General features: G+C 47.6%; 23 protein-coding genes and 4 tRNA genes. 2 read left to right on the plus strand and 25 right to left on the minus strand.

Going from position 1 to position 25,648, the window contains the following annotated elements; translation table 11 throughout:
* Positions 1-64 precede the first annotated feature (64 nt).
* The 14 genes from XMD579_RS10370 to XMD579_RS10435 all read right to left on the minus strand — a co-directional run bounded on the left by XMD579_RS10370 (position 65) and on the right by XMD579_RS10435 (position 11,668).
* Entirely contained in the window at positions 65-643 is a 579-nt protein-coding gene (locus tag XMD579_RS10370; RefSeq protein WP_173484598.1) for a response regulator, read from the minus strand.
* Positions 644-832: 189 nt separating this feature from the next.
* Positions 833-2,134 carry a sodium ion-translocating decarboxylase subunit beta gene (locus tag XMD579_RS10375; protein ID WP_173484597.1) on the minus strand — a complete coding sequence of 434 codons (1,302 nt, stop codon included), beginning with the start codon at positions 2,132-2,134 and terminating at the stop codon, positions 833-835.
* A 17-nt stretch (positions 2,135-2,151) separates the two neighbouring features.
* A complete protein-coding gene (gene oadA, locus XMD579_RS10380; RefSeq protein ID WP_173494818.1) occupies positions 2,152-3,936 on the minus strand; it encodes a sodium-extruding oxaloacetate decarboxylase subunit alpha in 1,785 nt (594 codons plus the stop codon).
* Between the two features lie 39 nt (positions 3,937-3,975).
* A complete protein-coding gene (locus XMD579_RS10385; RefSeq protein WP_173481411.1) occupies positions 3,976-4,209 on the minus strand; it encodes an OadG family protein in 234 nt (77 codons plus the stop codon).
* 557 nt (positions 4,210-4,766) lie between these two features.
* Positions 4,767-4,843: transfer RNA gene (locus XMD579_RS10390), tRNA-Arg, on the minus strand.
* A 23-nt stretch (positions 4,844-4,866) separates the two neighbouring features.
* Positions 4,867-4,943: transfer RNA gene (locus tag XMD579_RS10395), tRNA-Arg, on the minus strand.
* 51 nt (positions 4,944-4,994) lie between these two features.
* A tRNA-Arg gene (locus XMD579_RS10400) sits at positions 4,995-5,071 on the minus strand.
* Positions 5,072-5,081: 10 nt separating this feature from the next.
* Positions 5,082-5,171, minus strand: a tRNA-Ser gene (locus XMD579_RS10405).
* 61 nt (positions 5,172-5,232) lie between these two features.
* On the minus strand, positions 5,233-5,424 hold the full coding sequence (gene csrA / locus XMD579_RS10410) for a carbon storage regulator CsrA (protein ID WP_173481412.1): 192 nt from the start codon (positions 5,422-5,424) through the stop codon (positions 5,233-5,235).
* Between the two features lie 75 nt (positions 5,425-5,499).
* Positions 5,500-6,735, minus strand: coding sequence for an aspartate kinase (locus XMD579_RS10415; RefSeq protein WP_173481413.1), 1,236 nt, complete (start codon positions 6,733-6,735; stop codon positions 5,500-5,502).
* 30 nt (positions 6,736-6,765) lie between these two features.
* Positions 6,766-9,360 carry an alanine--tRNA ligase gene (alaS, locus tag XMD579_RS10420; protein WP_173494921.1) on the minus strand — a complete coding sequence of 865 codons (2,595 nt, stop codon included), beginning with the start codon at positions 9,358-9,360 and terminating at the stop codon, positions 6,766-6,768.
* A gap of 165 nt (positions 9,361-9,525) precedes the next feature.
* On the minus strand, positions 9,526-10,014 hold the full coding sequence (locus XMD579_RS10425) for a regulatory protein RecX (protein WP_173495280.1): 489 nt from the start codon (positions 10,012-10,014) through the stop codon (positions 9,526-9,528).
* A gap of 38 nt (positions 10,015-10,052) precedes the next feature.
* Positions 10,053-11,099, minus strand: coding sequence for a recombinase RecA (recA, locus tag XMD579_RS10430; RefSeq protein ID WP_173483400.1), 1,047 nt, complete (start codon positions 11,097-11,099; stop codon positions 10,053-10,055).
* Positions 11,100-11,197: 98 nt separating this feature from the next.
* Positions 11,198-11,668: a CinA family protein gene (locus XMD579_RS10435; RefSeq protein WP_173506330.1), complete on the minus strand. Its 471-nt coding sequence runs from the start codon at positions 11,666-11,668 to the stop codon at positions 11,198-11,200.
* A 110-nt stretch (positions 11,669-11,778) separates the two neighbouring features.
* Between XMD579_RS10435 and mutS the strand changes: the two genes are divergently transcribed.
* Both mutS and fdxA read left to right on the plus strand, forming a co-directional pair.
* Complete coding sequence (mutS, locus tag XMD579_RS10440; RefSeq protein WP_173506331.1) at positions 11,779-14,385, plus strand: DNA mismatch repair protein MutS; 2,607 nt, start codon at positions 11,779-11,781, stop codon at positions 14,383-14,385.
* 44 nt (positions 14,386-14,429) lie between these two features.
* On the plus strand, positions 14,430-14,753 hold the full coding sequence (fdxA, locus tag XMD579_RS10445; RefSeq protein ID WP_173481434.1) for a ferredoxin FdxA: 324 nt from the start codon (positions 14,430-14,432) through the stop codon (positions 14,751-14,753).
* On the opposite strand, the gene rpoS is transcribed toward fdxA, so the two are convergent.
* The 11 genes from rpoS to accA all read right to left on the minus strand — a co-directional run bounded on the left by rpoS (position 14,754) and on the right by accA (position 25,586).
* Positions 14,754-15,746, minus strand: coding sequence for an RNA polymerase sigma factor RpoS (gene rpoS, locus XMD579_RS10450; protein WP_173483410.1), 993 nt, complete (start codon positions 15,744-15,746; stop codon positions 14,754-14,756).
* Positions 15,747-15,798: 52 nt separating this feature from the next.
* On the minus strand, positions 15,799-16,524 hold the full coding sequence (locus tag XMD579_RS10455; RefSeq protein ID WP_217362076.1) for a peptidoglycan DD-metalloendopeptidase family protein: 726 nt from the start codon (positions 16,522-16,524) through the stop codon (positions 15,799-15,801).
* A gap of 4 nt (positions 16,525-16,528) precedes the next feature.
* A complete protein-coding gene (locus XMD579_RS10460) occupies positions 16,529-17,473 on the minus strand; it encodes a DUF368 domain-containing protein (RefSeq protein ID WP_217362077.1) in 945 nt (314 codons plus the stop codon).
* Positions 17,474-17,479: 6 nt separating this feature from the next.
* A complete protein-coding gene (locus XMD579_RS10465; protein WP_173481480.1) occupies positions 17,480-18,115 on the minus strand; it encodes a protein-L-isoaspartate(D-aspartate) O-methyltransferase in 636 nt (211 codons plus the stop codon).
* A 35-nt stretch (positions 18,116-18,150) separates the two neighbouring features.
* Positions 18,151-18,903, minus strand: a complete 753-nt coding sequence (surE, locus tag XMD579_RS10470) for a 5'/3'-nucleotidase SurE (RefSeq protein ID WP_173506332.1) — start codon at positions 18,901-18,903, stop codon at positions 18,151-18,153.
* A 46-nt stretch (positions 18,904-18,949) separates the two neighbouring features.
* Positions 18,950-19,975, minus strand: a complete 1,026-nt coding sequence (truD, locus tag XMD579_RS11545; RefSeq protein ID WP_173483411.1) for a tRNA pseudouridine(13) synthase TruD — start codon at positions 19,973-19,975, stop codon at positions 18,950-18,952.
* Positions 19,968-20,282, minus strand: a complete 315-nt coding sequence (gene ftsB / locus XMD579_RS10480) for a cell division protein FtsB (protein ID WP_371815203.1) — start codon at positions 20,280-20,282, stop codon at positions 19,968-19,970. Before ftsB ends, truD begins: the two co-directional genes overlap by 8 nt.
* A 38-nt stretch (positions 20,283-20,320) precedes the next feature.
* Entirely contained in the window at positions 20,321-21,616 is a 1,296-nt protein-coding gene (gene eno / locus XMD579_RS10485; protein ID WP_173481439.1) for a phosphopyruvate hydratase, read from the minus strand.
* 15 nt (positions 21,617-21,631) lie between these two features.
* Positions 21,632-23,260, minus strand: coding sequence for a CTP synthase (locus tag XMD579_RS10490; RefSeq protein WP_173484534.1), 1,629 nt, complete (start codon positions 23,258-23,260; stop codon positions 21,632-21,634).
* Between the two features lie 89 nt (positions 23,261-23,349).
* On the minus strand, positions 23,350-24,627 hold the full coding sequence (gene tilS / locus XMD579_RS10495) for a tRNA lysidine(34) synthetase TilS (protein WP_173488742.1): 1,278 nt from the start codon (positions 24,625-24,627) through the stop codon (positions 23,350-23,352).
* Complete coding sequence (gene accA / locus XMD579_RS10500) at positions 24,627-25,586, minus strand: acetyl-CoA carboxylase carboxyl transferase subunit alpha (RefSeq protein ID WP_173488743.1); 960 nt, start codon at positions 25,584-25,586, stop codon at positions 24,627-24,629. The genes tilS and accA overlap by 1 nt, the downstream gene beginning before the upstream one ends.
* Positions 25,587-25,648: the final 62 nt, after the last annotated feature.

Below are 25,648 nucleotides of genomic sequence, written 5' to 3' on the forward strand. Positions count from 1 at the left end.
TAACAAAAAAGCCCGCTAACAAACATTAGCGGGCTTTTTTTATGGCTTGCTGTCTGAATAGCTGTTAAATATCTTCAGCTTTCGCCGCTGTTCCAACCAACTTATTGATCACTTCGACCAACTCATGATTATCAAACGGCTTATTCAAAATCGCATCGGCTCCCAAATCGATCGCCTTTTGGAGGGCTTCACTGCCCAATGCCGAGATGACCAATATTTTGGTTGAAGCTATTTCTGGAGTTTCGCGAACAAAACTCAGTACATCGTAACCACTTAGGCCCGGCATACTGAGATCCAAGGTCACCAGAATTGGGCGATCTTTCATCAGCTTGGTACCCGCTTGAAAACCATCAGCGGCCACCTCTGCGACCAAACCATGCTTACGTAACACTCGTTGTAATGCACGTGCGATGGCAGGCTCATCATCTACAACAAGAACCTTTCGACTATCTTCCTGCAGTTCAGCAGGAATCGGGATCTCATGCTCAACCAGAAAGGCTAAGAAGTCCTCTACGCGAACTCTGTTATTCCCTCGACCTGGAAGTTTAAAACCCTTTAAAGCCCCTCGCTCGATCCAACGAATGACGGTTCGTAAATTAACGTCACAAAGCTTAGCGATTTCACCTGTACTGAGCGTCTTCATTCTTCAATTCCTAAAGCGCAGATACTGCCTTTATACTGCGGGTCTATTTTCTTTCTCTATACACAGCATAGACGATAAAAAATAAAACGAAGTCACTTTTGTAAAAAAAGTTAGAGAATATTCAAAGTTCACAATTGTCAGGTAACAAAAAAGCGCCCGAGGGCGCTTTTTATAATGGTTAATCAAAGATTAACCAACAAACTTAATCATGACACCTGCAGCAACCGCAGAGCCAATCACACCCGCTACGTTAGGGCCCATGGCATGCATCAGCAAGAAGTTTTGAGGGTTAGCCTCTAAACCGATCTTATTGGAGACACGAGCAGCCATAGGAACAGCAGAGACTCCCGCTGAACCAATAAGTGGGTTGATTGCATTACCACCCTCAAGCTTATTCATCAGCTTAGCCATCAAGACACCTGCAGCTGTACCGATACCAAAAGCAACGATACCAAGGAGCAAAATGCCCAGTGTGTTCAAGTCCAGGAACTTATCAGCGCTCAACTTAGAGCCAACCGATAGACCTAGGAAGATCGTCACGATGTTGATTAGAGCATTCTGTGCTGTATCACTCAGACGGTCCACAACGCCACATTCACGCATCAGGTTACCGAAACAGAACATACCCAATAGTGGGGCTGCATCCGGAAGCAACAGTGCGACAAGAATCAACAGCGCTATCGGGAACATGATCTTCTCAGTCTTAGAGACATGACGAAGCTGGTGCATTGCGATCTTACGCTCCGATTCAGTCGTCAATGCACGCATGATTGGCGGTTGAATCATTGGCACTAGTGCCATGTATGAGTAGGCAGCTACAGCGATCGCACCCAGTAATTGAGGGGCAAGCATGCTGGCAACGTAAATAGCTGTTGGACCGTCAGCACCACCTATGATACCGATTGCAGCTGCATCTTGAACTGTGAAGTCCATGATACCCATCGCTGAAAGACCCACAGCACCCAATACCGTTGCAAAGATGCCGAACTGAGCTGCAGCACCCAAGAATAGAGTCTTTGGATTAGCAAGGAGCGGACCAAAATCAGTCATCGCACCAACGCCCATAAAGATCAGTAGCGGAGCAACACCCGAAGCAATGGCTACAGAGTAGAAGTTATAGAGCATACCATTGCTGTAACCCGCGTCAGCAGCAACCATAGTGGCTGCATGATGCGTAGACGGATTAGAGCCGTGGTAAGCATGCAGTATCTCGTGAGGATCCACACTGGTAATATTCAATGAAGCAGCCAAACCCTGAAGCACTTCAGGTTTTGCAAAGTGAACCGCATTCTCTACTGCAGAAAACGCGAGTCCAGCCTCGGGAATATTCGCCATGATGCCACCAAAACCGATTGGCACAAGCAGCAGTGGCTCAAAGTTTTTGCGGATTGCCAAAAAGAGCAACAACAAACCAACAGCGATCATAGTTACCTGACCGGCTGAGATGTTGTAGATGCCCGAGGCTTCCCACAGTTGAAGGATCTTTTCCATTAAACCGTCACCTCAAATTAGGCAAGAGTAACCAGAGAGTCGCCAACCTGAACGGCATCGCCCTCTTTAACGTCAACTGAAGTCACTGTACCAGCACGCGCTGCACGAACTTCTGTCTCCATCTTCATCGCTTCCAAGATAACAAGCACATCGCCCTCTTGAACCGCTTGACCAGCAGAGACCTGAACTTTCCAGATGTTACCGGCCAGTGGAGCTGGCACAGGCTCACCTGAACCTGCAGGCGCAGCGGCTGGAGCGGCAGGTGCTGCAGCAGCAGGAGCAACGGCTGTAATGTCACCACCTTCAGCCACTTGAACAACGTAGTTCTGGCCATTGACTGTGATTGTGTAAACTTCTGGTCCTGATTTCTTAGGTGCTGACATAGCTAGCGCATCCTCTAAAGTGGGTACTGGTTCAAACGCGTCTGGGTTACCGCGATTTTCAAGGAATTTAAGGCCGATCTGAGGGAACAGAGCGTAAGTAAGCACGTCATCAATTTCACGCTCACCCGTTTCTAGCTCAATACCCTTTTCAACTGCGATCTCTTTAAGCTCTGCAACAAGCTTATCCATCTCTGGCTCGATGAGATCAGCTGGACGGCAAGTGATAGCCTCTGCTCCATCAAGAACTTTGGCCTGAAGCTCAGCATTGTATGGCGCAGGAGCTGCACCGTACTCACCTTTAAGGATACCCTGAACTTCTTTAGATATAGTTTTGTAACGCTCGCCAACGAGTACATTGATAACCGCTTGAGTACCAACGATCTGTGATGTTGGTGTCACCAGTGGAATGTAACCAAGATCTTCACGTACTCGTGGGATCTCAGCCAACACTTCATCAAACTTATCCGCTGCGCCCTGCTCTTTAAGTTGACTCTCCATATTGGTCAACATACCACCAGGAACCTGAGCCACTAGAATGCGGCTGTCAGTACCACGCAGTGAGCCTTCAAATTTAGCGTACTTCTTACGAACTTCACGGAAGTAGGCTGCAATCTCTTCGAGTGCTTCTAGGTTTAGACCGGTATCACGATCCGTACCTGCTAGAGCCGCTACTACAGACTCTGTTGCTGTATGACCGTAGGTCATCGACATTGAAGAGATCGCTGTATCAACACGATCAATGCCCGCTTCGACCGCTTTCAGGATGGTCATATCAGACAGACCTGCCGTTGCGTGAGCATGCAGCTGAACTTCAAGCCCCGTCTGAGCTTTCAGACGAGATACAAGATCAAACGCACCGTAAGGGGTCAAAATGCCTGACATATCTTTGATGTTGATTGAATCAGCACCCATGTCTTCAAGGGTCTTAGCGTAATCCACCCACATGTCGATGGTGTGAACTGGGCTAGTAGTGTAAGAGATCGTACCCTGAGCGTGTTTGCCAGTCGCTTTAACGGCCGCAATCGCTTTCTCAAGGTTACGAGGGTCATTCATCGCATCGAAGATACGGAATACGTCGATACCGCTCTCTGCTGAACGCTCAACAAAACGCTCGACCACATCATCACCGTAGTGGCGGTAACCTAATAGGTTTTGACCGCGCAGTAGCATCTGCTGGCGAGTGTTTGGCATTGCTGCTTTAAGTTGGCGAATACGATCCCAAGGATCTTCACCTAGATAACGAATACATGAGTCAAAAGTGGCACCACCCCAACTCTCTAGCGACCAGTAGCCAATCTTATCTAGCTTCTCAGCAATAGGAAGCATGTCATCGAGGCGAAGACGAGTCGCAAACAATGATTGGTGCGCATCACGTAAAACTACATCCGTGATACCAAGAGGCTTATTTGCATCAGACATAAACTTAAGTTCTCTCTTGTTAAAAGGCAGTGCCTAAAATTACTTACGGTATTTATGAACCGCTGCCGACAATACAGCCAACAACTCATCATTGTTGCCTGCAGCTTGAGGCGCAGACGCTTTGGCTTTTGGCTCTACAATCGGTTCTGGCAAAAACTTGTTTACCAGCTTAGACATCAATGTAGTGACAATGACCAGCAGCGTAAGGAATACGAAAACGAACCCCATACCATAGACCATAAGGTTGAGGCCTTCTGATATCAGACTATTCATCTACTCTACTCCAATAAAAATAATTCAAAGGGCTTGGCATGATCCTTGGATCTATGCGCAAAGTAACCCCTACCCAACAGCATAGGGAACATTTATCCCATAGCCCCGCAGCCATATCAAGCCCACTTTGTATGTAGTGAATTTACAAAAAAGGTCGTTTTTTTAACTTACCAGTCAACTTACGAATGAAGCTGCAGTATTTACGCACTCTGTAACGGCGTATCTGTATCAGTTTCGAAATGACTTTCATTGCGACTAAAGAATGAGAAATTTCAGTTCAAAAAAAAATGCCACCGTAAAGGTGGCATTTCTTTTGAATATGGCGCGCCTTGTAATTTGAACCGACTGGTAGCGCTGCGGCTCATAAAAGCCCAGGTACTCTAGCGATGAAGCTTTGGAGGCACGATTGGCTCGGGCTGTCCTGCCCTCGGGGTTTCACCCCAGGCTTCGCCTGCCCTAAAACGCTCCTGCGTTTTAGTCGAACGAGCACGTTGACTCGGCTGGACACGTCAAGTTCAAAAAAAATGCCACCCTAAAGGTGGCATTTCTTTTGAATATGGCGCGCCCGGCACGATTCGAACGTGCGACCGCCTGGTTCGTAGCCAGGTACTCTATCCAGCTGAGCTACGGGCGCTGAAGTATTGCGTGATTCTGAAATGGCGCGCCCGGCACGATTCGAACGTGCGACCGCCTGGTTCGTAGCCAGGTACTCTATCCAGCTGAGCTACGGGCGCTTATTTCAGATGTTGGTCGATGAAAACACTAAAGAAGTGAAAACTCAAGATTGGCGCGCCCGGCACGATTCGAACGTGCGACCGCCTGGTTCGTAGCCAGGTACTCTATCCAGCTGAGCTACGGGCGCTTAATCTTGATGGCGGAGCGAGAGGGATTCGAACCCTCGATACGCGTAAACGTATACACCCTTAGCAGGGGTGCGCCTTCAGCCACTCGGCCACCGCTCCTGATCAACGGCGCGTATAGTACAAGAGAGGTGACTAAAGTTAAACCCTAAAAGGGAAAAACTTACGACTTTCCGCTATTTTCCTGCTCTTTTTCATCCAAGATCCTTTGGTAGATCTCTTCACGATGAATGGAAACATCTTTTGGTGCATTCACACCGATTCGCACCTGATTACCTTTGACACCAAGAACAGTGACACTGATATTGTCACCAATCATTAGAGTTTCACCAACTCGCCTTGTCAGTATTAGCATCAGCTTCTCCTAAATCCATTTAAGATAGGCGACCAAGTGATCGCCATGTGCGAATCCAATTATGCTAGATAGCGATTATTCAGCGACGCTGTCTGCTTGATCGAGTTCAAACGCACTGTGCAGTGCACGAACCGCTAGCTCCATATACTTCTCTGAGATTACTACAGAGACCTTGATCTCGGAAGTTGAGATCATCTGAATATTGATATTCTCTTTAGCCAGGGTTGTGAACATATTGCTTGCAACGCCTGCGTGAGAACGCATACCCACACCCACGATAGAGACTTTAGCAATCTTATTGTCGCCTTTCACTTCACGCGCACCTAGCTCGTTAGCCGTCTCTTCAAGGATAACCAAGGCTTTATCGTAATCATTACGGTGTACTGTGAATGTAAAGTCGGTCGTCTGATCGGCTGCTACGTTTTGAACGATCATATCTACTTCGATATTGGCAGACGAGACAGGACCTAGGATACGTGATGCAATACCTGGAAGGTCAGGCACACCCAACACCGTCAGTTTTGCTTCGTCACGGTTAAACGCGATGCCTGAAATAATTGGATTTTCCACGCTATCAGTTTCCTCTGTAGTAATAAGTGTACCGCCACCATCTTGGAAGCTAGACAATACACGTAATGGAACATTGTATTTACCTGCAAATTCAACCGAGCGAATCTGCAAAACCTTTGAACCGAGACTGGCCATCTCTAGCATCTCTTCAAAGGTGATTTTATCGAGACGACGGGCACCTTCTACCACGCGCGGGTCTGTCGTGTAGACGCCGTCGACATCCGTATAGATCTGACACTCATCAGCTTTTAAAGCAGCCGCCAGAGCAACACCCGTTGTATCAGAACCACCGCGACCTAGGGTCGTGATATTGCCGTCATCATCCATGCCCTGGAAGCCGGCTACAACTATGACGTTACCTTCATCAAGATCTGAACGCATTTTGCTGGTATCGATGCTTTGGATACGCGCTTTGGTGTGTGAGCTATCAGTATGGATACGAACCTGACCGCCAGTGTAAGACTTCGCACCTAGACCACGCTTTTTCAGAGCCATAGAGAGCAGTGAAATCGTCACCTGCTCACCCGTTGATACCAAAACATCGTATTCACGTGGATCTGGATTATCAGTGATATCTTTAGCAAGACCGATAAGACGATTGGTCTCACCGCTCATTGCAGAGACAACCACGACAATGTCGTGACCCTGATCCTTAAATCGTTTTACTTTGTCAGCGACTGCTTCAATACGCTCTACTGAACCTACTGAGGTACCGCCATATTTTTGTACAAATAAAGCCATCTATCTCTATTTCCAATTAACGCTGCACGATTAAAGTGCAGCTCTAACTAATTCCGGTACCGCAGCAATCGCCTGAGGAAGAGCCGCTATATCGGTGCCACCGCCCTGAGCCATATCGGGTCGACCACCGCCTTTACCGCCAAGTTGAGTGGCAAGCTCACGAATCAGATCACCCGCTTTTACTTGACCAGTAAGATCTTTCGTCACACCCGCGACAAGGCTAACCTTTTCACCATCGTGTGCTGCAAGCACAACCACACCGCTACCCAACTTATTCTTAAGCTGATCCAGCATGTCGCGAAGTGATTTAGGGTCAACACCTTGAACTTCTGTTGCCAAAACCTTGATACCGTTGATCTCAACAGCCGACGAGAGCAGCTCACCACTCTGGGCAGCCGCCAGTTTTGCATTCAATCGTTCAATCTCTTTCTCAAGGGAACGGCTACGTTCGTTCAATGCTTGGAATTTCTCTAGCAGTGAATCTCGAGAACCTTTAACCATTGCGCCGAGTTCACCCAGTAGTGACTCACTCTCTTCAAACCAGTTGAGAGCAGCAAGACCGGTAATCGCCTCGATACGACGCACGCCTGATGCAATACCCGACTCAGAGACAATCTTCATCATACCGATATCACCCGTACGAGAAGCATGAGTACCACCACAAAGCTCTACTGAGAAGTCGCCACCCATGGATAGAACACGTACTTCATCATCGTACTTTTCACCAAATAGGGCTTGAGCTCCGCGCTCCTTCGCAGCATCAATCGCCATGATTTCGGTTTCTACTGACGTATTTGCACGAATCTGTTCATTGACCATCTGTTCAACGGTTTTGAGCTCTTCGTCAGTAACCGCTTCAAAGTGTGAGAAGTCAAAACGGAGACGTTCATCATTACACAGCGAGCCTTTCTGCTGCACATGCTCTCCGAGCACGCGACGAAGCGCTTCGTGTAAAAGGTGCGTTGCTGAGTGGTTAAGAGCCGCAGCTTGACGACGAGCTTTGTTAACCAGTGCGTTAACTTGGTCTCCGAGCTTTAAAACGCCCTCAGTCACAGAGCCGTGATGGACATGGCTCTTACCCTCTTTTGTACAGTTTGCCACATCAAACGTACCGCGATCCCAAACCAGCTGACCAGTATCACCGACCTGACCACCCGATTCAGCGTAGAAAGGTGTACGAGTCATAACCACAAGACCGGACTCTCCAGCAGATAGCTCTGTGACTGATTCGCCCTCTTTGAAGATCGCTTCAATCTCAACACGATCTTCCAGAAGCTCATAACCAGAGAACTCGGTAACGCCATCGATCTCTAGCTTATCGTTGTAATCCACATTGAAAGATCCTGATGCACGAGCGCGCTCACGCTGATCAGCCATTGCTGCTTCAAAGCCTTCCATGTCAATGGTCAGTTCACGCTCGCGCGCAACGTCGGCGGTCAAGTCAACCGGGAAACCATAAGTGTCATAGAGTTTGAATACTGCTGAGCCAGGAACGACCGTACCCTGAAGATTTGCAATCTCCTCTTCAAGAAGTGCCAGTCCTTTGTCTAGGGTACGAGCAAACTGCTCCTCCTCTTTAAGAAGCACTCGCTCAACCTGTTCCTGCATTTTTGCAAGCTCAGGATAGGCTTCGCCCATCTCTTTAACTAGGGGCGCAACCAATTTGTAGAAGAAGGTTCCTTGAGCACCGAGTTTATTACCGTGACGAATGGCGCGGCGCATAATACGACGAAGAACATAGCCACGCCCTTCGTTTGAAGGCGTCACGCCATCAGTGATTAAGAATGAACATGAACGGATATGGTCAGCGATTACGCGAAGTGATTTGTTATCGCGATCCTTGGTACCAATTACTTCAGCTGTCGCTGCAAGTAGGTTTTGGAACAGATCAATTTCGTAGTTCGAATGAACGCCCTGCATAACGGCAGCAATACGTTCAAGACCCATACCGGTATCAATTGAAGGGCGCTCTAGCGGTGTCATTTCACCATCAGCAGAACGGTTGTACTGCATAAAGACAACGTTCCAGATCTCGATGTATCGATCCCCATCTTCCTCTGGGCTTCCTGGTGGGCCACCCCAAACATCAGGACCATGATCGAAGAAAATCTCTGTACATGGACCACAAGGACCTGTATCACCCATCGCCCAGAAGTTATCTTCATCAAGCTTAGAGAAACGCTCTGGGTCGATACCCATGGTCTCTTTCCAGATACGTTCTGCCTCATCATCACTGTGGTGAACGGTTACCCATAGACGCTCTTTTGGAAGACCCAAGGTTTCCGTTAAGAAGGTCCAAGCAAATCGAATGGCATCTTCTTTAAAGTAATCGCCAAAGCTGAAGTTACCCAACATTTCAAAGAAAGTGTGGTGACGAGCAGTGTAGCCTACGTTCTCTAGGTCATTGTGTTTACCACCGGCACGAACACAACGTTGCGAGGTTGTTGCTCGAGAGTAGTTGCGTTTATCGCTACCCAGGAATACGTCTTTAAACTGAACCATACCTGCGTTGGTGAAAAGCAGTGTGGCATCGTTGCCAGGGATCAGTGGGCTTGAAGAAACCACCTCATGTCCCTGACTAGCAAAATAGTCCAGAAATGCGTTTCGAATTTCAGCACTGGTCATCTTTTTCATAGAATCAGCCGAGTCTCTATCATCTTAAATTGACACCAAAATAGCCGTACCTAAATTGATACAGGTACAACCTTGGCAAAATAGCGAATAAGTATATACAAACTAGAGTGAAACTCGTAGGGGGTAGTGCGGGGGAATTGACCAAATTAACGGTGATTAGTCGTAATCGGGATCACTATTTTGATAACGAAATGCGTATTCGATTTCACCATAGTTGAAACCACGTCCAGCCATATGTCTAAACCATTTTGCTTTCACTTTCATATCTTCAGGAGGCTCTTCACCAAATTTGCGTTTTAGATACTCAAGCGCGACCTGCTTGGGATCGTCTTTGCGACTATCTAATAACTCTTCGATTAATTGCTTAGAAATTCCTTTACGACTCAGATCGAAAGCTATTTTCTTACCACCTTGCCCCTGATCGGATTTCACTCGAATGTAGCTCTCTGCAAAGCGGCTATCAGATTGATACCCCTCTTCAACAAGGTAAGTTAACACCCTCTCTATGAGTTCAGGTTTTTCACATCTTTTTGCAAGACGCTCACGTAATTGACTCTGCGAATACTCTTGCCTAGCCAAATAACTGAAGGCAAAGGACCTTAGCTCGGATTCTGTTTCTATAGGTCTCTTTTGTCGTTTTTGCATAGAAATAAAAAAGGGGCCGAAGCCCCTCTATTCTGTGATTAAAATTCTAACTCTGCATTAGTTTCAGAACCTTCATCACCTTTTTCAGGCTTGGCTGGTACAGATAGCAACTCTTTACGAATTTGTGACTCAATTTCGTTAGCGATCTCTGGATTTTCTTCCAGGAACTTGGCTGCATTCGCTTTACCCTGCCCGATCTTATCGCCATTGTATGCGTACCAAGCACCACTCTTATCAATCAGCTTTTGCTGCACACCTAGGTCGATTACTTCGCCCATGTGATAGATACCTTTGCCGTACATAATCTGGAATTCTGCTTGGCGGAATGGCGGAGCAACTTTGTTTTTAACAACTTTTACACGAGTCTCGTTACCGATAATCTCATCACCCTGCTTCACCGCACCAGTTCGGCGAATATCCAAACGAACTGAAGAGTAAAACTTAAGCGCATTACCACCCGTAGTCGTCTCAGGGTTACCAAACATGACACCGATTTTCATTCGAATCTGGTTGATGAAGACTAGCAAACAACCTGACTGTTTAACGGTACCCGTCAGTTTACGAAGTGCTTGAGACATCAAGCGTGCTTGCAAACCGACGTGCGAATCACCCATATCACCTTCGATTTCAGCTTTAGGCGTCAATGCAGCAACCGAATCGACAATGATCACATCAACAGCGCCCGAGCGAGTTAGCATGTCGGTAATTTCAAGTGCTTGTTCACCTGTGTCCGGCTGAGAAACAAGAAGCGAGTCGACATCAACACCAAGTTTCTCAGCATAAATCGGATCTAAAGCGTGTTCAGCATCCACGAATGCACAAGTTTTACCCTGCTTTTGAGCTTCAGCTATCACTTGCAGGGTTAGTGTTGTTTTACCAGAGGACTCTGGACCGTAGATCTCTACAACACGTCCGTAAGGAAGACCGCCTATACCTAGGGCAATATCCAATCCTAGTGAGCCAGTTGAAACTGCAGGGATAGCCTCACGAGGCTGCTCACCCATGCGCATGACTGCGCCTTTACCGAACTGTCGTTCTATTTGTGAGAGTGCTGCGTCTAATGCTTTCTTACGATTCTGATCCATGAGAAATTCCTTGAGCTGTCTACTGGCTAACTACTGTATTAATAACCAGTATTAAAGCACAGGTAAAAAATATGTCAAACAGGAATACGAAAATAATTTCATAAACGCTCTAAAAGCCCTGTAATAGCTGCATTTATGGTCGCCTGCCGAACTGCGGAACGATCTCCATCGAACGTAAAACAGCGCGCTTCTGACTGTTTATTGGGCATCTTCCAGGCAATCCATACAGTACCGACAGGCTTATCTTTACTACCACCAGTGGGACCAGCTATACCAGTCACAGCGACCGCCAAATCCACGCCCTCTTGATTTGCCGCCCCTTCAGCCATCGACTTAGCAACGGGCTCACTTACTGCACCCCACTGATCAATCAATTCGTTTGGAACACCCAATAAACGCTGCTTAGCTTCATTGGAGTAGGTCACTAGACCACTATCAAACCACTGTGATGAGCCCGATATATCAGTGAGCGCCTGAGCAATACCACCGCCGGTGCAAGACTCTGCCGTCGCCATCATTAATCGTGCATCAATCAGCTTTTTAGCCAACAGATCAATTTGCTTATTCATCACTCTTCACAGTCAAAGCTTTCATTAAAATTTATTGTTCTCGTCACTCGATAATCAAACAGATTCAAGTAGAATCTGATCTTTAGCTCGCTTTAATAATTGTAAATTTTATGTCCAATAGTCCACAAGATCTTTCCCAGCACACGCCAATGATGCAACAGTATTTACGCATCAAAACCGATCACCCACATGAATTTCTGTTCTATCGCATGGGGGATTTTTATGAGCTTTTTTACGACGATGCTAAACGAGCTGCCGAGCTGTTGGACATTTCGCTAACTGCACGTGGCAAATCGGGCGGTGAGCCCATTCCAATGGCCGGAGTCCCTTTTCATTCAGCCGAGGGCTACGTCGCCAGGCTGGTTAGACTGGGTGAGTCCGTTGTCATCTGCGAGCAAGTAGGTGATCCAGCCACCAGCAAGGGGCCGGTTGAGCGTCAAGTTGCTCGAATCATCACACCTGGCACATTGACAGACGAGGCGTTTCTAGAGGAGCGTCGTGATAATCTTTTAGCCGCCATTTATGAACATAAAAATCGATATGGCCTAGCAGTACTGGACATTAGCGCAGGTCGCTTTCATGTCTCTGAACTCGACACTTCAGCATTCGCACACTCCGAAATCGAGCGACTAAAGCCTGCAGAGCTGCTTGTCTCAGATGAGCTTGCTGAGCAAGAGTGGATCCAGTCGCTTCGTGGTCTTGGCCTGAGGCGCCAGCCACCTTGGGCGTTTGAGATTGAGACCGCACATCGAATCCTAAACGAGCAATTCAAAACTCGAGACCTAGTGGGGTTTGGCTGTGAAGGCATGTCACTTGCTGTTGCGGCGGCTGGCTGTTTAATGCAATACGCTAAAGATACTCAGCGAAGCGCTCTACCCCACATCAACAGTTTAATCGTAGATAAGGGTAACGAGGCGGTTCATATCGACGCCGCTACACGTAAAAATCTTGAGATCGATGTCAACCTCAATGGTGGTAGCGAGCAAACCCTGGTCTCTGTTTTAGATAGAACTAAGACACCTATGGCTGCCAGAATGCTGCGCCGATGGCTGCACAGACCCCTTCGTAATATCACTGCTCTACAAGAGCGACAGCAAGCCATCCAATGGATGCTGGATCAGTTCCGTTTTGAAGCCTTTGACGATGTCATGCGCTCAATTGGCGATATAGAGCGAATTCTGTCACGTGTTGCTCTGCGCTCAGCTCGACCAAGGGATCTAGAGCGTCTCAAATTGGCACTGAATGCGCTACCAGACATCCAAGAATTACTGACAGATTGCGAAGGCAATCGACTCATCCACCTCAAACAGGCTGTCTCTTCCTTTCCGGATCTAGCCTCGCTTTTGAGCCGAGCTATTAAAGTGAATCCTCCCGTTGTCATTCGTGAAGGCGGTGTCATTGCCAGTGGCTACGATGCTGAGCTTGATGAGCTTCAGGGCCTGAGTGAAAACGCAGGTAGCTATCTAATTGACCTCGAGGAACGTGAACGAGTTCGCACAGGCATCGCCACACTTAAGGTTGGCTACAATCGCGTGCACGGCTACTTTATTGAGGTCGGTAAAGCCCAACAGTTTGAACCTCCAGTAGAGTATCAACGCCGTCAGACTCTTAAGAACGCAGAGCGTTTTATAACACCGGAACTTAAAGAGTTTGAGGATAAAGCACTTAGCGCGAAAAGCCGTGCATTGGCCCGCGAAAAAGCCCTCTATGATGAGCTGCTCGATCTACTTGCCGAACAGCTTACTCCTCTTCGTTTATCAGCCGAGGCACTGGCAGAGTTAGATTTGCTACGCAACCTCGCTGAACGCGCCTCTACTTTGGAATACAGCTGCCCAGCTTTGATTAATTCGGCTAGTTTAAGGATTACTGAAGGTCGCCACCCTGTTGTTGAACAGGTGTTAGACACGCCCTTTGTCGCCAACAATGCCGAACTCAATTCAGAACGACAGATGCTGATGGTGACCGGTCCAAATATGGGTGGTAAATCCACCTATATGCGACAAATAGCCATCATTACCTTAATGGCTCAGATTGGCTCCTTTGTTCCGGCCAGCAGCGCGGAAATTGGCATCGTCGATCAAATCTTCACTCGAATGGGTAGCTCCGATGACCTGGCGGGCGGACGCTCTACCTTCATGGTTGAGATGACCGAAACGGCTAACATACTGCATAACGCAACAGAGCGCTCTTTAGTTCTAATGGATGAGGTAGGAAGAGGCACAAGTACATTTGATGGCCTATCACTTGCATGGTCCGCAGCAGAGTATTTAGCTAAAGAGTGTAAGGCTCTGACGCTATTCGCAACCCACTATTTTGAACTAACACAACTATCAGAGCTTATTGACGGCGTCGTCAATGTGCACTTAACGGCTGTTGAACATAACGACCATATTGTCTTTATGCATGAGGTCCAAGAGGGGCCTGCAAGCCAGAGTTACGGTCTGCAAGTTGCTCAATTGGCAGGTGTACCTCGCTCAGTGATTCAAAGTGCCCGATCAAAACTGATTCAGCTCGAAGAGGGGAGCCAATCTCAACCTCTTACTTCAACCAGCCTCAAAACAGCTGGAGCGGCATCACCACAACAAAACGATCTCTTTATCGCTCCTATTCCATCTGAGAGCGACTTAAAGTTAAAAGCATTGGATCCTGACTCACTCACACCTAGAGAGGCATTGGACCTAATCTATGAGCTCAAACAGTTAGTTGAGAAATACTGATCCGCTTAATCTATACTCAATAGAAAGCTGATGGGAGGTAACACATGACGTTTATCGTGACCGAAAACTGTATCAAGTGTAAGTATACGGATTGTGTCGATGTGTGCCCCGTGGATTGTTTTTACGAAGGCCCCAATTTCTTAGTGATACATCCTGATGAGTGTATCGATTGCGCACTGTGCGAACCTGAATGCCCTGCTCAAGCTATTAAACATGAGGATGACCTTCTCCCACAGGAGGATATCTACTACAAACTCAATGCCGAACTGAGTGAGCAGTGGCCAAACATCCGTTACCGGAAGGCACCACTCTCTGATGCTGAAGAGTGGAATGGAAAAACCGACAAGCTAGCGTTACTAGAGCGTTAGCTACAGCCTAAACAGCGAATCGACGTTAAGACCATTCTCTAAACAGATCGCTCTAAGCTTTTTGAGTCCTTCCACCTGAATCTGTCGTACCCTTTCGCGAGTCAGGCCGATTTCATTACCCACCATTTCCAGGGTCTGAGCATCAAAACCACGCAAGCCGAAGCGTCGAGAGATAACCTCGCAATGTTTTTCTGGAAGCGTGCCTATCCAATATTCTAGATTCTTGTGAAGGTCTTCATCGGCGTTATGGTCATCGGGGGACTTAACATTTTCATCCGAAATGGCTTCCGTTAGCGATCGACCATCCTCTGTTGCCACAATATCCAAAGACCCAACGCGTTGATTCAACCGCATAATCTTTTCAACATTCTCCAGAGGCTCATCTAGATGACGAGCCACATCTTCTGGGGTCGGCTCACGATCCAGTGTAAGAGAGAGCTCACGTGCAACGCGAAGATAGTTGTTCAACTCTTTAAGAATATGGATGGGTAGACGTATGGTTCGCGTCTGGTTCATGACCCCACGTTCAACCGCTTGGCGAATCCACCAAGTGGCATAGGTGGAAAAACGAAAGCCTTTTTCAGGGTCAAACTTTTCTACTGCACGAATAAGTCCAAGATTACCCTCTTCAACGAGATCCATCAGTGATAAGCCGCGATTTTGGTAACGACGCGCAATGTTAACCACCAACCTCAGATTAGCCTCGATCATTCGCGCACGGGATTTCATGCACCCCTCTTGTTGGATCGCTCTACCCAAAGATTTCTCTTCATCGGGCGTCAACAGCGAGGCAGCACCAATTTCATTGAGGTAGAGTTGGGTCGAGTCCAGCTGACCTGCTGAGATTAAATCTTCATGAGCGACACCGTCTTTACCACGACGAGAGTCGACGACTGTCTCATGCTCATTTTGATTATTATTCTGTTCGCCATCTAAAAGATCTAAATCATCTGACAACTCATCATTGAACTCAATCTTGCTGTCTGAATTCATACTGCACTCACTTCATCAAGCTATTGGGTGAGGGCTTGTTGAAACGTTCGGGCTATCGTTTGGGTAGATAGCGCAACGGATCAACCGGCTTACCGTCTTTTCGAATCTCAAAGTGAAGCATGGGAACCGTTGCTCCGCTGCTTCCAAGCTCAGCAATCACTTGCCCCGCTTTTACCTGCTGATTCTCTTTAACCAGAATTTTACTGTTGTGCGCATAGGCACTCAAAAACTCTTGGCTATGACTGATAATGACAAGATTTCCGTATCCTAGCAAACCGCTGCCGGCATATACCACCTGCCCAGGTGCTGCTGCTTTAACTGCATCACCCAGTTTGCCAGAGATATCCAAACCTTTATTGCCACCCTCTTTAGCTGAATACCTAGCAAGAATCTTGCCAGAATGTGGCCAACCCCAAGAAAAATTTGTCACGACTGGCGCAACTCTCTTTTTAGGTGATGGGGTTTTGTTGACTGATTGCTTAGCAACCGCTCTAGAGGGGGGCTTTGAAGGAGTAGCAACAGGGCTGCCTTGAGTTTTTAAAACCTGGCCGGCGTATATTAGATCTTTATCTTTAATGCCATTGATTGCGGCCAATCTTCTGTGATCGATCCCTAATTTAAAGGCGATACCAATCAAAGTATCACCCGATCGAACACGATACTCACCCGCACCGATGGTGGGTCGCTGAAGACCTAGTGACTGATCTGAAACTGGGGCATACCCTGTGCTGCAAGCAGAGAGAAGTAGCGCAAATGCAAGTAAAGCAGTGAGCCGCAAACAGTTAGCCTCTCGATGGCAGTCTATCGATTAACAGAACAACCGCTAAGCCAAACAGCATCAATAGAATGGCCAACACTAATTGAGATGGTTCACCCGTAAGATCTGTAAAGGCTGTTGGGGTAACATTCTGCTCCACGAGCGGCACCTGATGCCCTTTAGAGTTGATGGTGTAAGAGAGTGTGTACTTCCATGGCCACACCTTATTGAGTGAACCCAGCAAAAAACCTGACAACAGCGCTAAAGTCATTGAGCGATAATGATTGAAAGCCCAACTCAATACTCGAGAAAACGCCAATAAACCAGAGGCCGCACCAGCGGCAAACAGTGCGATAACAGCAAAATCAAACTCTTTAATCGCTGTCAGAATGGTCGTATACATCCCTAATAGAAGCAGAATAAAGCTACCTGAGATACCTGGAAGAATCATGGCACAGATGGCAATCATCCCTGCAAAAAAGACCATCAGCGCCGAATCAGGCACACTACTGGGCGACATGGAGGTCAACAAATAGGCCAACACCGCGCCAAGAACAAAGACGGACATCCGATTGGCGCACCAACCTGCAACATGACGAGCCACACTCCATGTTGACGCAAGAATCAAACCAAAGAAGAACGACCACAACAGAACCGGGTACTCGTCTAGGAGAAACAGAACCGTCTTCGCCAATAAGATGATACTGAGCGCGATACCGGCTACAAGGACCAACAAGAAGGTTCCGTTAACCTGTTTCCAGGCAGCCACTAAGCCTTTCTTAAAAAGAACATTCAGTGCTTTCAAATCGAAGCGACGAATCGAGTGAATGAGCTCTTCATAGATACCGGTAATGAAGGCAATAGTTCCACCTGAAACACCAGGAACAGCATCAGCCGCACCCATCAACATCCCTTTCAATAACAACTTAAAATATTGAAACGCTGTGCGCTGCTTATTTAAATGATCCATTGTCTATTAACTTACCAACCCATTGAGTAGAGGAACAAACTTAACCGGCTCTATCACTTTGGTCTCAAAATGCGAATCACTGCGTCGCAAAATGCGAACCAGTTTTTGCTCTTCATCTCCAACAGGGGCCACTAAAACGCCACCCACCTTCAATTGCTTCTTCAAAGATTCGGGAATAACTGAGGGGGCTGCCGTTACCATAATGGCATCAAACGGTGCCTCATGCTCGAGCCCCATTCCACCATCAGTGTGAAAAAGAGAGACATTACTCAATCCCAAGTAGCCCAGTACAGATGCAGCTCGCTCTTGTAACGGAAGAATTCTTTCTACACTGAAAACCTGCTGACAGAGCTGAGCAAGAACTGCTGTCTGATAGCCAGATCCCGTGCCAACTTCTAACACCTTATCTTTAGCACCAAACTCCAACAGCAACTCGCTCATTCTAGCGACAGTGTAGGGTTGAGAGATGGTTTGGTTATATCCAATTGGCAGCGCGGTGTCTTCATAGGCTTTATGCGATAGCGCTTCATCAATGAAGAGATGACGGGGCGTTTCAACGATCGTCTCTAATACCGCTTTATCGGTGATCCCTTGATCCTGCAAGCGATTGAGAAGCCTCTCTCTTGTTCGGCGTGAAGTCATTCCGATCCCTTCACGTAAAAGCTGTTGGGACACTATTACTGCTCCAACCAATCAGCCACCTGATCAAGATCAGAGTAGCGAGTCATATCCAGCTGCAGAGGGGTGACCGCAACATAGCCATTTTCAACCGCATAGAAATCGGTACCTTCAACACGATCTTTGGCTTCACCGACGGCGGCAATCCAATAGCGAGTTCGACCTCGTGGGTCTTGAGTAGGTAGTGGCGGTTCGCCAGCACTGCGGTGGCCCAAACGGGTAATTTGCACACCCTTTAATTGATCTATAGGGAGATCAGGAACATTCACATTAATGACGGTTCTCGGTGCAACCTTCAAGGATTCAATATTCGCGACCAGATCAGCCACTACCTGTGCGGCCGTTTCATAGTGTTTAGGGTGAAAATTGCAGGTCGATACTGCTATAGGTGGTAGTGTCAAATGACGACCTTCGGTTGCCGCAGCCACGGTACCTGAATAGACAATATCGTCACCCAAGTTTGCACCCGCATTGATACCGGAAACGACGATATCAGGGATATCACCATCTGAGAAAATCCCAGAAACCCCTAAATGCACACAATCGGTTGGCGTTCCATCGACTCCAAAATAACCACTACTATGCACAATTGCATCAAGAGGACGATCCAAGGTTAACGAGTTACTAGCACCGCTTCTATTACGATCAGGTGCTACAACCGTACAGCGGTGACCTGCCTCTTTTAGACGTTCAGCAAGAACCCGCAACCCCGGTGCGTAAACACCATCATCATTGGAAACCAAAATATGCATCTAGTTATCTCTTATCTATTATTGGCTCAATCCTAAGTGGAAAGGGTTACCAGACACACAGCTCACGCAAAACACTCGTGGCAAACGAGCCTGATGGAAGAGAGAAACTGAGTTTTACGACCTGTTCCTCTAGCACTTCCACATGCAAATCTCTTGGGACCAATCGCATACTGCGACGCTCTTGTCTAAGCCCAAGCGTTTCCAACCCCTCAGATATTTGAGGATACCCCGCGACGACCGACTTTTCTATCATCTGAGCCTTATCCAGGGAGTATAATTCGCCTTTACCCCACATCGGCGCAGTCAAATGCAGATCGCACTGATCGAAACGGGCTTTTTGATCAGGATCATTAGCGTCGTAACGATGAACTTTTTGCGTGAAGTCTTCGATCAAGACATCCCCATCGAGAGGGCTATCCCAGGTGCCTTGATCTATACGAGTGGAGATCACTCGATTGAATAGATAGGAACGCAGTGCCGAAATGTACATGCTGCGTTTGTTGCGCTGACGTTCAACCAACTCACCCGACAGGATAGCCAATCCTGAGTGAAGATTACCGAACGACTGACCAAATCGCTGCTCACCAAAGTAGTTAGGAACCCCTGATTCAAGAGAAGTCGCTTTATGCAGAAGTCGATTTACATCAGAGACCTCTCTGAGGGTAATCTCAAATCGGTTACCCTTAAGATGACCGAGTTTAATCTTGCGACGATGTTTACTCGACTTGAGAACATTGATCGTATCACCACCGAATAACGCCCAGTTAAGCACACGTCGAGATCCGGGCAGATGGACACTGAACCACTGCTCAGTTACGGCATGGCGATCTTTTTTACCTGCGTAGGCCACATCTCTGGGGCTGACCTGGCAGAAGTTAGCTAGCTGACGCGCCACCCAATCGGTGTTTTCACCGCGTTTCTGAATGTATAGGTAGTGATGTTCGCCTTCCCCCTCTGGTTCATACCCCAAATCTTCAACAACACGAAAATCCTCTGGTGCAGAACGAAGCTGTGCCTTCACATCGGGTTGGCCGTTCACATAGCTGAAAGGCTCTACAACAAATTCAGTCACTATCTATCTCCGATGGTGTCAAAGGCTTAACCACCTGATAAAAAGTCTCCTCTTTACCAATCATTCCCATTTCAGATCGGGCTCTCTCTTCGAGTGCTGACAAGCCGCGTTTTAGATCTTGCACTTCAGCTTCCAGCTCTGAGTTTCGCTCCAACAGCCTCTGGTTAATCTTGCGCTGCTCTTCAATATCGCTCTGTACCTGCCAAATTTGAGGCAAGCTTGGCTCTCCGAACCAGAGTCGATACTGAAGCGCCACTGCCATTAGGAGCAGAATTAACCAAAACCAACGCAAGCTGTTTTTCTCCACAAAAAAAGGGCCTAAGGCCCTTTTATATCATGTTTCTATTAACCCTGGCCTTTAATCTCAACTAGGCCTCGGTATGCTGCTGCAGCACCCAACTCCTCTTCGATACGAATGAGGCGGTTGTACTTAGCAACACGGTCCGAGCGACAAAGTGAACCGGTCTTAATTTGCCCAGCGGCTGTTCCCACTGCAAGGTCAGCAATGGTTGTATCTTCAGTTTCGCCAGAACGGTGTGAGATGACTGCCGTGAAGCCAGCATCCTGAGCCATTTTAATCGCATCCAAGGTTTCAGACAGTGAACCGATCTGGTTGAACTTAATCAAGATCGAGTTACCGATGCTCTGTTCGATACCACGAGATAGAATCTTAGTGTTGGTTACGAATAGATCGTCACCAACTAGCTGAACCTTATCGCCGATCTTGCTTGTCAGGCTCGCCCAACCATCCCAATCAGACTCATCCATGCCATCTTCAATAGAGACAATTGGGTAGTTTTCAGTCAATGCTTTAAGGTAGTCACCGAATCCTTCTGAATCAAACTTCTTACCTTCACCCGCAAGATCGTACATACCCTCTTTGTAGAACTCAGAGGAGGCACAGTCTAGTGCCAGAGTGACATCTTTACCCAACTCGTAACCTGCGTTAGCGATCGCCTCTTTAATGACAACCAGTGCCTCTTCATTAGACGCAAGGTTTGGCGCAAAGCCACCTTCGTCACCAACCGCTGTATTAAGGCCTTTAGCTTTAAGCACCGCTTTTAACGCGTGGAAAATTTCAGCACCGCAACGAAGCGCTTCGGCAAAACTTGATACGCCAACCGGCTGCACCATGAACTCTTGGATATCAACGTTGTTATCCGCGTGCTCACCACCGTTCAAGATATTCATCATTGGCACAGGCATAGAGTAGCGACCTGGAGTACCATTGATCTCTGCGATGTGTTGATAAAGTGGAATGTTTTTAGCTTGCGCAGCCGCTTTTGCAGCAGCAAGTGAAACAGCAAGAATGGCGTTCGCACCAAATTTGCTCTTATTCTCTGTACCGTCAAGCTCAAGCATCTTGTTATCCAGAGCGCGTTGATCAGTCACATCCATGCCAACTAGGGCATTTTTGATTTCGCCGTTCACAGCAGCAACCGCTTTAAGCACGCCTTTGCCTAGGTAGCGAGATTTATCACCATCACGTAGCTCTAGTGCTTCACGTGAACCGGTTGATGCACCCGATGGCGCACAAGCAGATCCCATGATGCCGTTCTCAAGAACAACGTCCGCTTCAACCGTTGGGTTACCACGTGAATCCAATACTTCACGTGCTTTGATGTTTGCAATTGTAGTCATTTCCCTAACTCCTAATTAGCTGTTCGCTTGGTACTCAAGCGCAGCGCCAATAAATCCTTTAAATAGACCGTGTCCATCACGTGGCGTAGAGGTAAACTCTGGGTGGAACTGACAAGCCACAAACCACGGATGATCTGGTGCCTCCACAACCTCTACTAATTCTCCATCCGTTGAACGACCTGAGATAACAAGCCCGGCAGCTTCTAGCTGTGCAACGTAATTATTATTCACTTCATAACGATGGCGGTGACGCTCAACGACCTCAGTTGAGCCATAGGCTTCAGCAACATGCGTGCCCGCTTTAAGATGACATAGCTGAGCACCTAGACGCATAGTGCCACCTAGATCTGAATCGTCAGTACGCTGTTCAACTTCACCGGTGTGATCCGTCCACTCAGTAATCAAACCGATAACAGGGTGTTCAGCTTCTGTGTTGAACTCCGACGAGGTTGCACCCGCCAAGCCCGCAACGTTACGTGCATACTCAATAACAGCAACCTGCATGCCTAGACAGATACCTAGATAAGGGACTTTGTTTTCACGAGCGTAACGTACCGCCTCGATCTTACCCTCAACACCACGCTCACCAAATCCACCAGGTACTAGGATCGCGCTGAAGTCCTTAAGGATCTCAACCCCTTCACGCTCAACACGTTCAGAATCGATGTATTCGATTTTTACTTTCTTACGATGTGAGATGCCTGCGTGTGATATCGCCTCGATAAGAGACTTGTAGGCATCCAGAAGTTCCATATATTTACCGACCATCGCGATGGTCACTTCACCCTCTGGATTCAAAAACGCATCGGCTACCGCATTCCACTCACCTAGATCAGCCTTAGGGCAATCCAAGTTGAATCGTTCAACAACGATCTGATCCAAGCCTTGTGCTTCTAACATCGCAGGGATTTTGTAGATGGTATTTGCATCAGGCAATGAAATAACAGCGCGCTCTTCTACGTTGGTAAACATAGAGAGTTTTTTAGCTTGTGATTCAGGCAGCGCAAAATCAGAGCGGCATACCAAAATATCAGGCTGAATACCGATAGAGCGCAGCTCTTTCACAGAGTGCTGTGACGGCTTAGTTTTAATCTCACCGGCCGTAGCAATGTAAGGCACAAGTGTAAGGTGCATGAACATAGCGCGGTTTGAGCCCAGCTCCACTTTCAGCTGACGAACAGCCTCCAAGAACGGCAAGGACTCAATATCACCAACGGTACCGCCAATCTCACAGAGAGCGATATCAGCATCACCTGCACCTTCGATAACGCGGCGCTTAATCTCATCAGTGATGTGAGGAATAACCTGAACAGTTCCGCCTAGGTAATCACCACGGCGCTCTTTACGAAGAACGTGTTGATAAATACGGCCTGTCGTAAAGTTGTTTCGCTTGCCCATGGTCGTACGAATAAAACGCTCGTAGTGGCCAAGGTCCAAATCGGTTTCAGCACCATCTTCGGTGACAAATACCTCACCATGCTGAAACGGACTCATAGTACCAGGATCCACGTTAATGTATGGATCGAGCTTAAGCATGGTGACTTTAAGACCACGCGCTTCCAAAATTGCCGCGAGAGAGGCCGAAGCAATGCCTTTGCCCAATGAGGAAACAACACCACCGGTGACGAAAATATAGCGCGTCATGCAGAACCTGTCAGATAGAGTTTGTAGGGAGTTCTAGCGAACTCAAGATGGGAAATCAGTCTACCAAAAGAGCGCTTTGGTAACAAACATCAAACGACCCAATTTAGTAAAAATCCGTCTTTAACGCAGACTTTTTCATCCAGCCATATTTCAGGAATCGCCACCACCTGACCCGACGAACAGACAATTGGCCAACACTCTCTTAACCAAGGTGGGATTCGATGCTCATTCATCAGCTTTTTAATACTGACATGCCCCCCGCGAGACTCAATGTAAACAGACTCACCTGGCTCTCGAGCTCGAAGAGTTAGTTTCATATCTACCGGCAGACCAGCCTCAGATCTAATGGCGCTCAACTGACCAGGACCAAATGTCACTGTCTCATCAGAGACCACCCACTCAATGGACTCACAGGGTTGACGTTCAATATCAGGTGATAAAAATAACTTCTCATCATAGGCGCGCAAAATCACTGTGGAAAATTGCCACTCACCCTTTGCCTTAACATCCAGCTTTGCAATCGATTCCAGCTGTTTCTCCGAGCCTACCTTCTGACCAGCAGAACTTAACCAGTGATAGAGAAGATTTTTCTTACGTGCCAGTGAGAGCTGCAACAGGAGTGCTAAGGAGAGAACCCCCTCCTCTAGCTGACAACGTTCAAGATCCATCTGCGCCAGCGCTTCATGCAATTCACTCGCTTCGCTCAAGCGTGACGCTGTTTTAGCCAGCTTAGATTTCCAGTCAGGCCATTGAGCGCTCAAAACACCCGACAACTCTCTACGAATCCAGTTTCTGGTAAAGCTTGTATCGAGATTGCTGGGATCATCCACCCAAGCAATGTGCAACTCTTTAGCCGCTGACTCGATATCAGCTCTTGTCGTATTCAGAAGCGGTCTGAAAAGTTCTCCTCCCCCAACTGTCCTATTTGAAGCAATTCCCGAAAGCCCATTAACACCTGAGCCTCTAAAGAGGTTAAAGAGGACCGTTTCGGCTTGGTCATCTTGGTGGTGGGCTAGCAGCAAAGCCTCTTTGGGCTTTAAATGCTTGTTAAATGCAGAGTAACGCGCCTGCCTTGCGCTCTCTTCAGACGAGGAGTCACAGGTCACTTTTACTGATTCAAAAGTGACACCCCATTCGGATGATGATTCAGCACAAAATCGCTCCCAGCTATCAGAGCCGCTTTGCAGCTGATGATTAACATGCATTGCTGACAAGCGATCAGGAGGGAGTATGTCAGAGCAGAGCTTAAGAAGCAGGCTTGAGTCTAGACCGCCGCTGTAGGCAACGACCCAATGCTCAATATGGGGATGTTGTAGAAAAAAAAGCCGCAGACTCTCTCGAATATCTGCGGCTGTTTTATTGCTCATTAACGACCAATTGCGCCGTAAGAGAGAATTCGCTGATAACGTTGATCCAGCAACTCTTGATCAGCTAGGCCAGTCAGTTTTTGCAGTGAGGCTTGCAACTGCTGCTTAAGACTAGCGGCCATCAACGCGGGATCACGGTGCGCACCACCTAGCGGCTCAGCAACAATCTGATCAACCAGACCCAGTTCGTGAAGACGCTCAGACGTGATACCCATCGCTTTAGCGGCATCTGAAGCACGCTCTGCGCTCTTCCATAGAATTGAAGCACACCCCTCTGGAGAGATGACTGAGTAAGTTGAGTACTGAAGCATTAGTAGCTCATCACAGATACCGATAGCCAATGCACCACCAGAACCCCCTTCACCAATCACCGTTGCGATAATAGGCGTCTTCAACTTAGACATTTTCGCAAGGTTAAATGCAATCGCTTCGGATTGACCACGCTCTTCAGCATCGATGCCTGGGTAAGCCCCTGGAGTATCGATAAAGGTCAGAATTGGCATATTGAATCGCTCTGCCATCTCCATCACACGGAGTGCTTTACGGTAACCTTCTGGACGAGGCATACCAAAGTTGCGACGAACCTTCTCTTTGACTTCACGACCTTTTTGATGACCAATCACGGCAACAGGCTGACCATCTAAACGACCAATACCACACACAATTGCCTGATCATCAGCAAAATGACGATCCCCATGAATCTCTTCAAACTCATCGATGATGTATTTGATGTAGTCCAGAGTGTATGGGCGTTGCGGATGGCGAGCTAATTGCGAAACCTGCCAAGCACTCAGGTCAGAGAAGATTGAACGAGTCAGAGAGTGACTTTTTTCACGAAGGCGCGATACCTCGTCAGAGAGATTGATACTCTCATTATCTTCGCCAACGTGTTTAAGTTCATTGATCTTTGCTTCCAGATCAGCAATTGGCTGTTCAAAATCAAGGTAGTTGGGGTTCATACAATTCGCTTCTAAAAGATAAAACTGATTGTTGAATTCTACCGCGCACGCAAAAAAGTAGC

This window comes from Marinobacterium sp. xm-d-579 (genome assembly GCF_013282935.1).
Taxonomy (GTDB): Bacteria; Pseudomonadota; Gammaproteobacteria; order Pseudomonadales; family Balneatricaceae; genus Marinobacterium_E.

Excerpts from the sequence above, each read along its gene's own strand:
- alaS (WP_173494921.1), bottom strand. The coding sequence starts at position 9,360 with ATGACCAGTGCTGAAATTCGAAACGCATTTCTGGACTATTTTGCTAGT.
- XMD579_RS10460 (WP_217362077.1), bottom strand. The coding sequence starts at position 17,473 with ATGGATCATTTAAATAAGCAGCGCACAGCGTTTCAATATTTTAAGTTG.
- XMD579_RS10465 (WP_173481480.1), bottom strand. The coding sequence starts at position 18,115 with ATGACTTCACGCCGAACAAGAGAGAGGCTTCTCAATCGCTTGCAGGAT.
- accA (WP_173488743.1), bottom strand. The coding sequence starts at position 25,586 with ATGAACCCCAACTACCTTGATTTTGAACAGCCAATTGCTGATCTGGAA.
- oadA (WP_173494818.1), bottom strand. The coding sequence starts at position 3,936 with ATGTCTGATGCAAATAAGCCTCTTGGTATCACGGATGTAGTTTTACGT.
- recA (WP_173483400.1), bottom strand. The coding sequence starts at position 11,099 with ATGGATCAGAATCGTAAGAAAGCATTAGACGCAGCACTCTCACAAATA.
- tilS (WP_173488742.1), bottom strand. The coding sequence starts at position 24,627 with ATGAGCAATAAAACAGCCGCAGATATTCGAGAGAGTCTGCGGCTTTTT.
- XMD579_RS10435 (WP_173506330.1), bottom strand. The coding sequence starts at position 11,668 with ATGAATAAGCAAATTGATCTGTTGGCTAAAAAGCTGATTGATGCACGA.
- fdxA (WP_173481434.1), top strand. The coding sequence starts at position 14,430 with ATGACGTTTATCGTGACCGAAAACTGTATCAAGTGTAAGTATACGGAT.
- surE (WP_173506332.1), bottom strand. The coding sequence starts at position 18,903 with ATGCATATTTTGGTTTCCAATGATGATGGTGTTTACGCACCGGGGTTG.
- XMD579_RS10490 (WP_173484534.1), bottom strand. The coding sequence starts at position 23,260 with ATGACGCGCTATATTTTCGTCACCGGTGGTGTTGTTTCCTCATTGGGC.
- XMD579_RS10425 (WP_173495280.1), bottom strand. The coding sequence starts at position 10,014 with ATGCAAAAACGACAAAAGAGACCTATAGAAACAGAATCCGAGCTAAGG.
- XMD579_RS10375 (WP_173484597.1), bottom strand. The coding sequence starts at position 2,134 with ATGGAAAAGATCCTTCAACTGTGGGAAGCCTCGGGCATCTACAACATC.
- mutS (WP_173506331.1), top strand. The coding sequence starts at position 11,779 with ATGTCCAATAGTCCACAAGATCTTTCCCAGCACACGCCAATGATGCAA.
- XMD579_RS10385 (WP_173481411.1), bottom strand. The coding sequence starts at position 4,209 with ATGAATAGTCTGATATCAGAAGGCCTCAACCTTATGGTCTATGGTATG.
- XMD579_RS10370 (WP_173484598.1), bottom strand. The coding sequence starts at position 643 with ATGAAGACGCTCAGTACAGGTGAAATCGCTAAGCTTTGTGACGTTAAT.
- csrA (WP_173481412.1), bottom strand. The coding sequence starts at position 5,424 with ATGCTAATACTGACAAGGCGAGTTGGTGAAACTCTAATGATTGGTGAC.
- rpoS (WP_173483410.1), bottom strand. The coding sequence starts at position 15,746 with ATGAATTCAGACAGCAAGATTGAGTTCAATGATGAGTTGTCAGATGAT.
- eno (WP_173481439.1), bottom strand. The coding sequence starts at position 21,616 with ATGACTACAATTGCAAACATCAAAGCACGTGAAGTATTGGATTCACGT.
- XMD579_RS10415 (WP_173481413.1), bottom strand. The coding sequence starts at position 6,735 with ATGGCTTTATTTGTACAAAAATATGGCGGTACCTCAGTAGGTTCAGTA.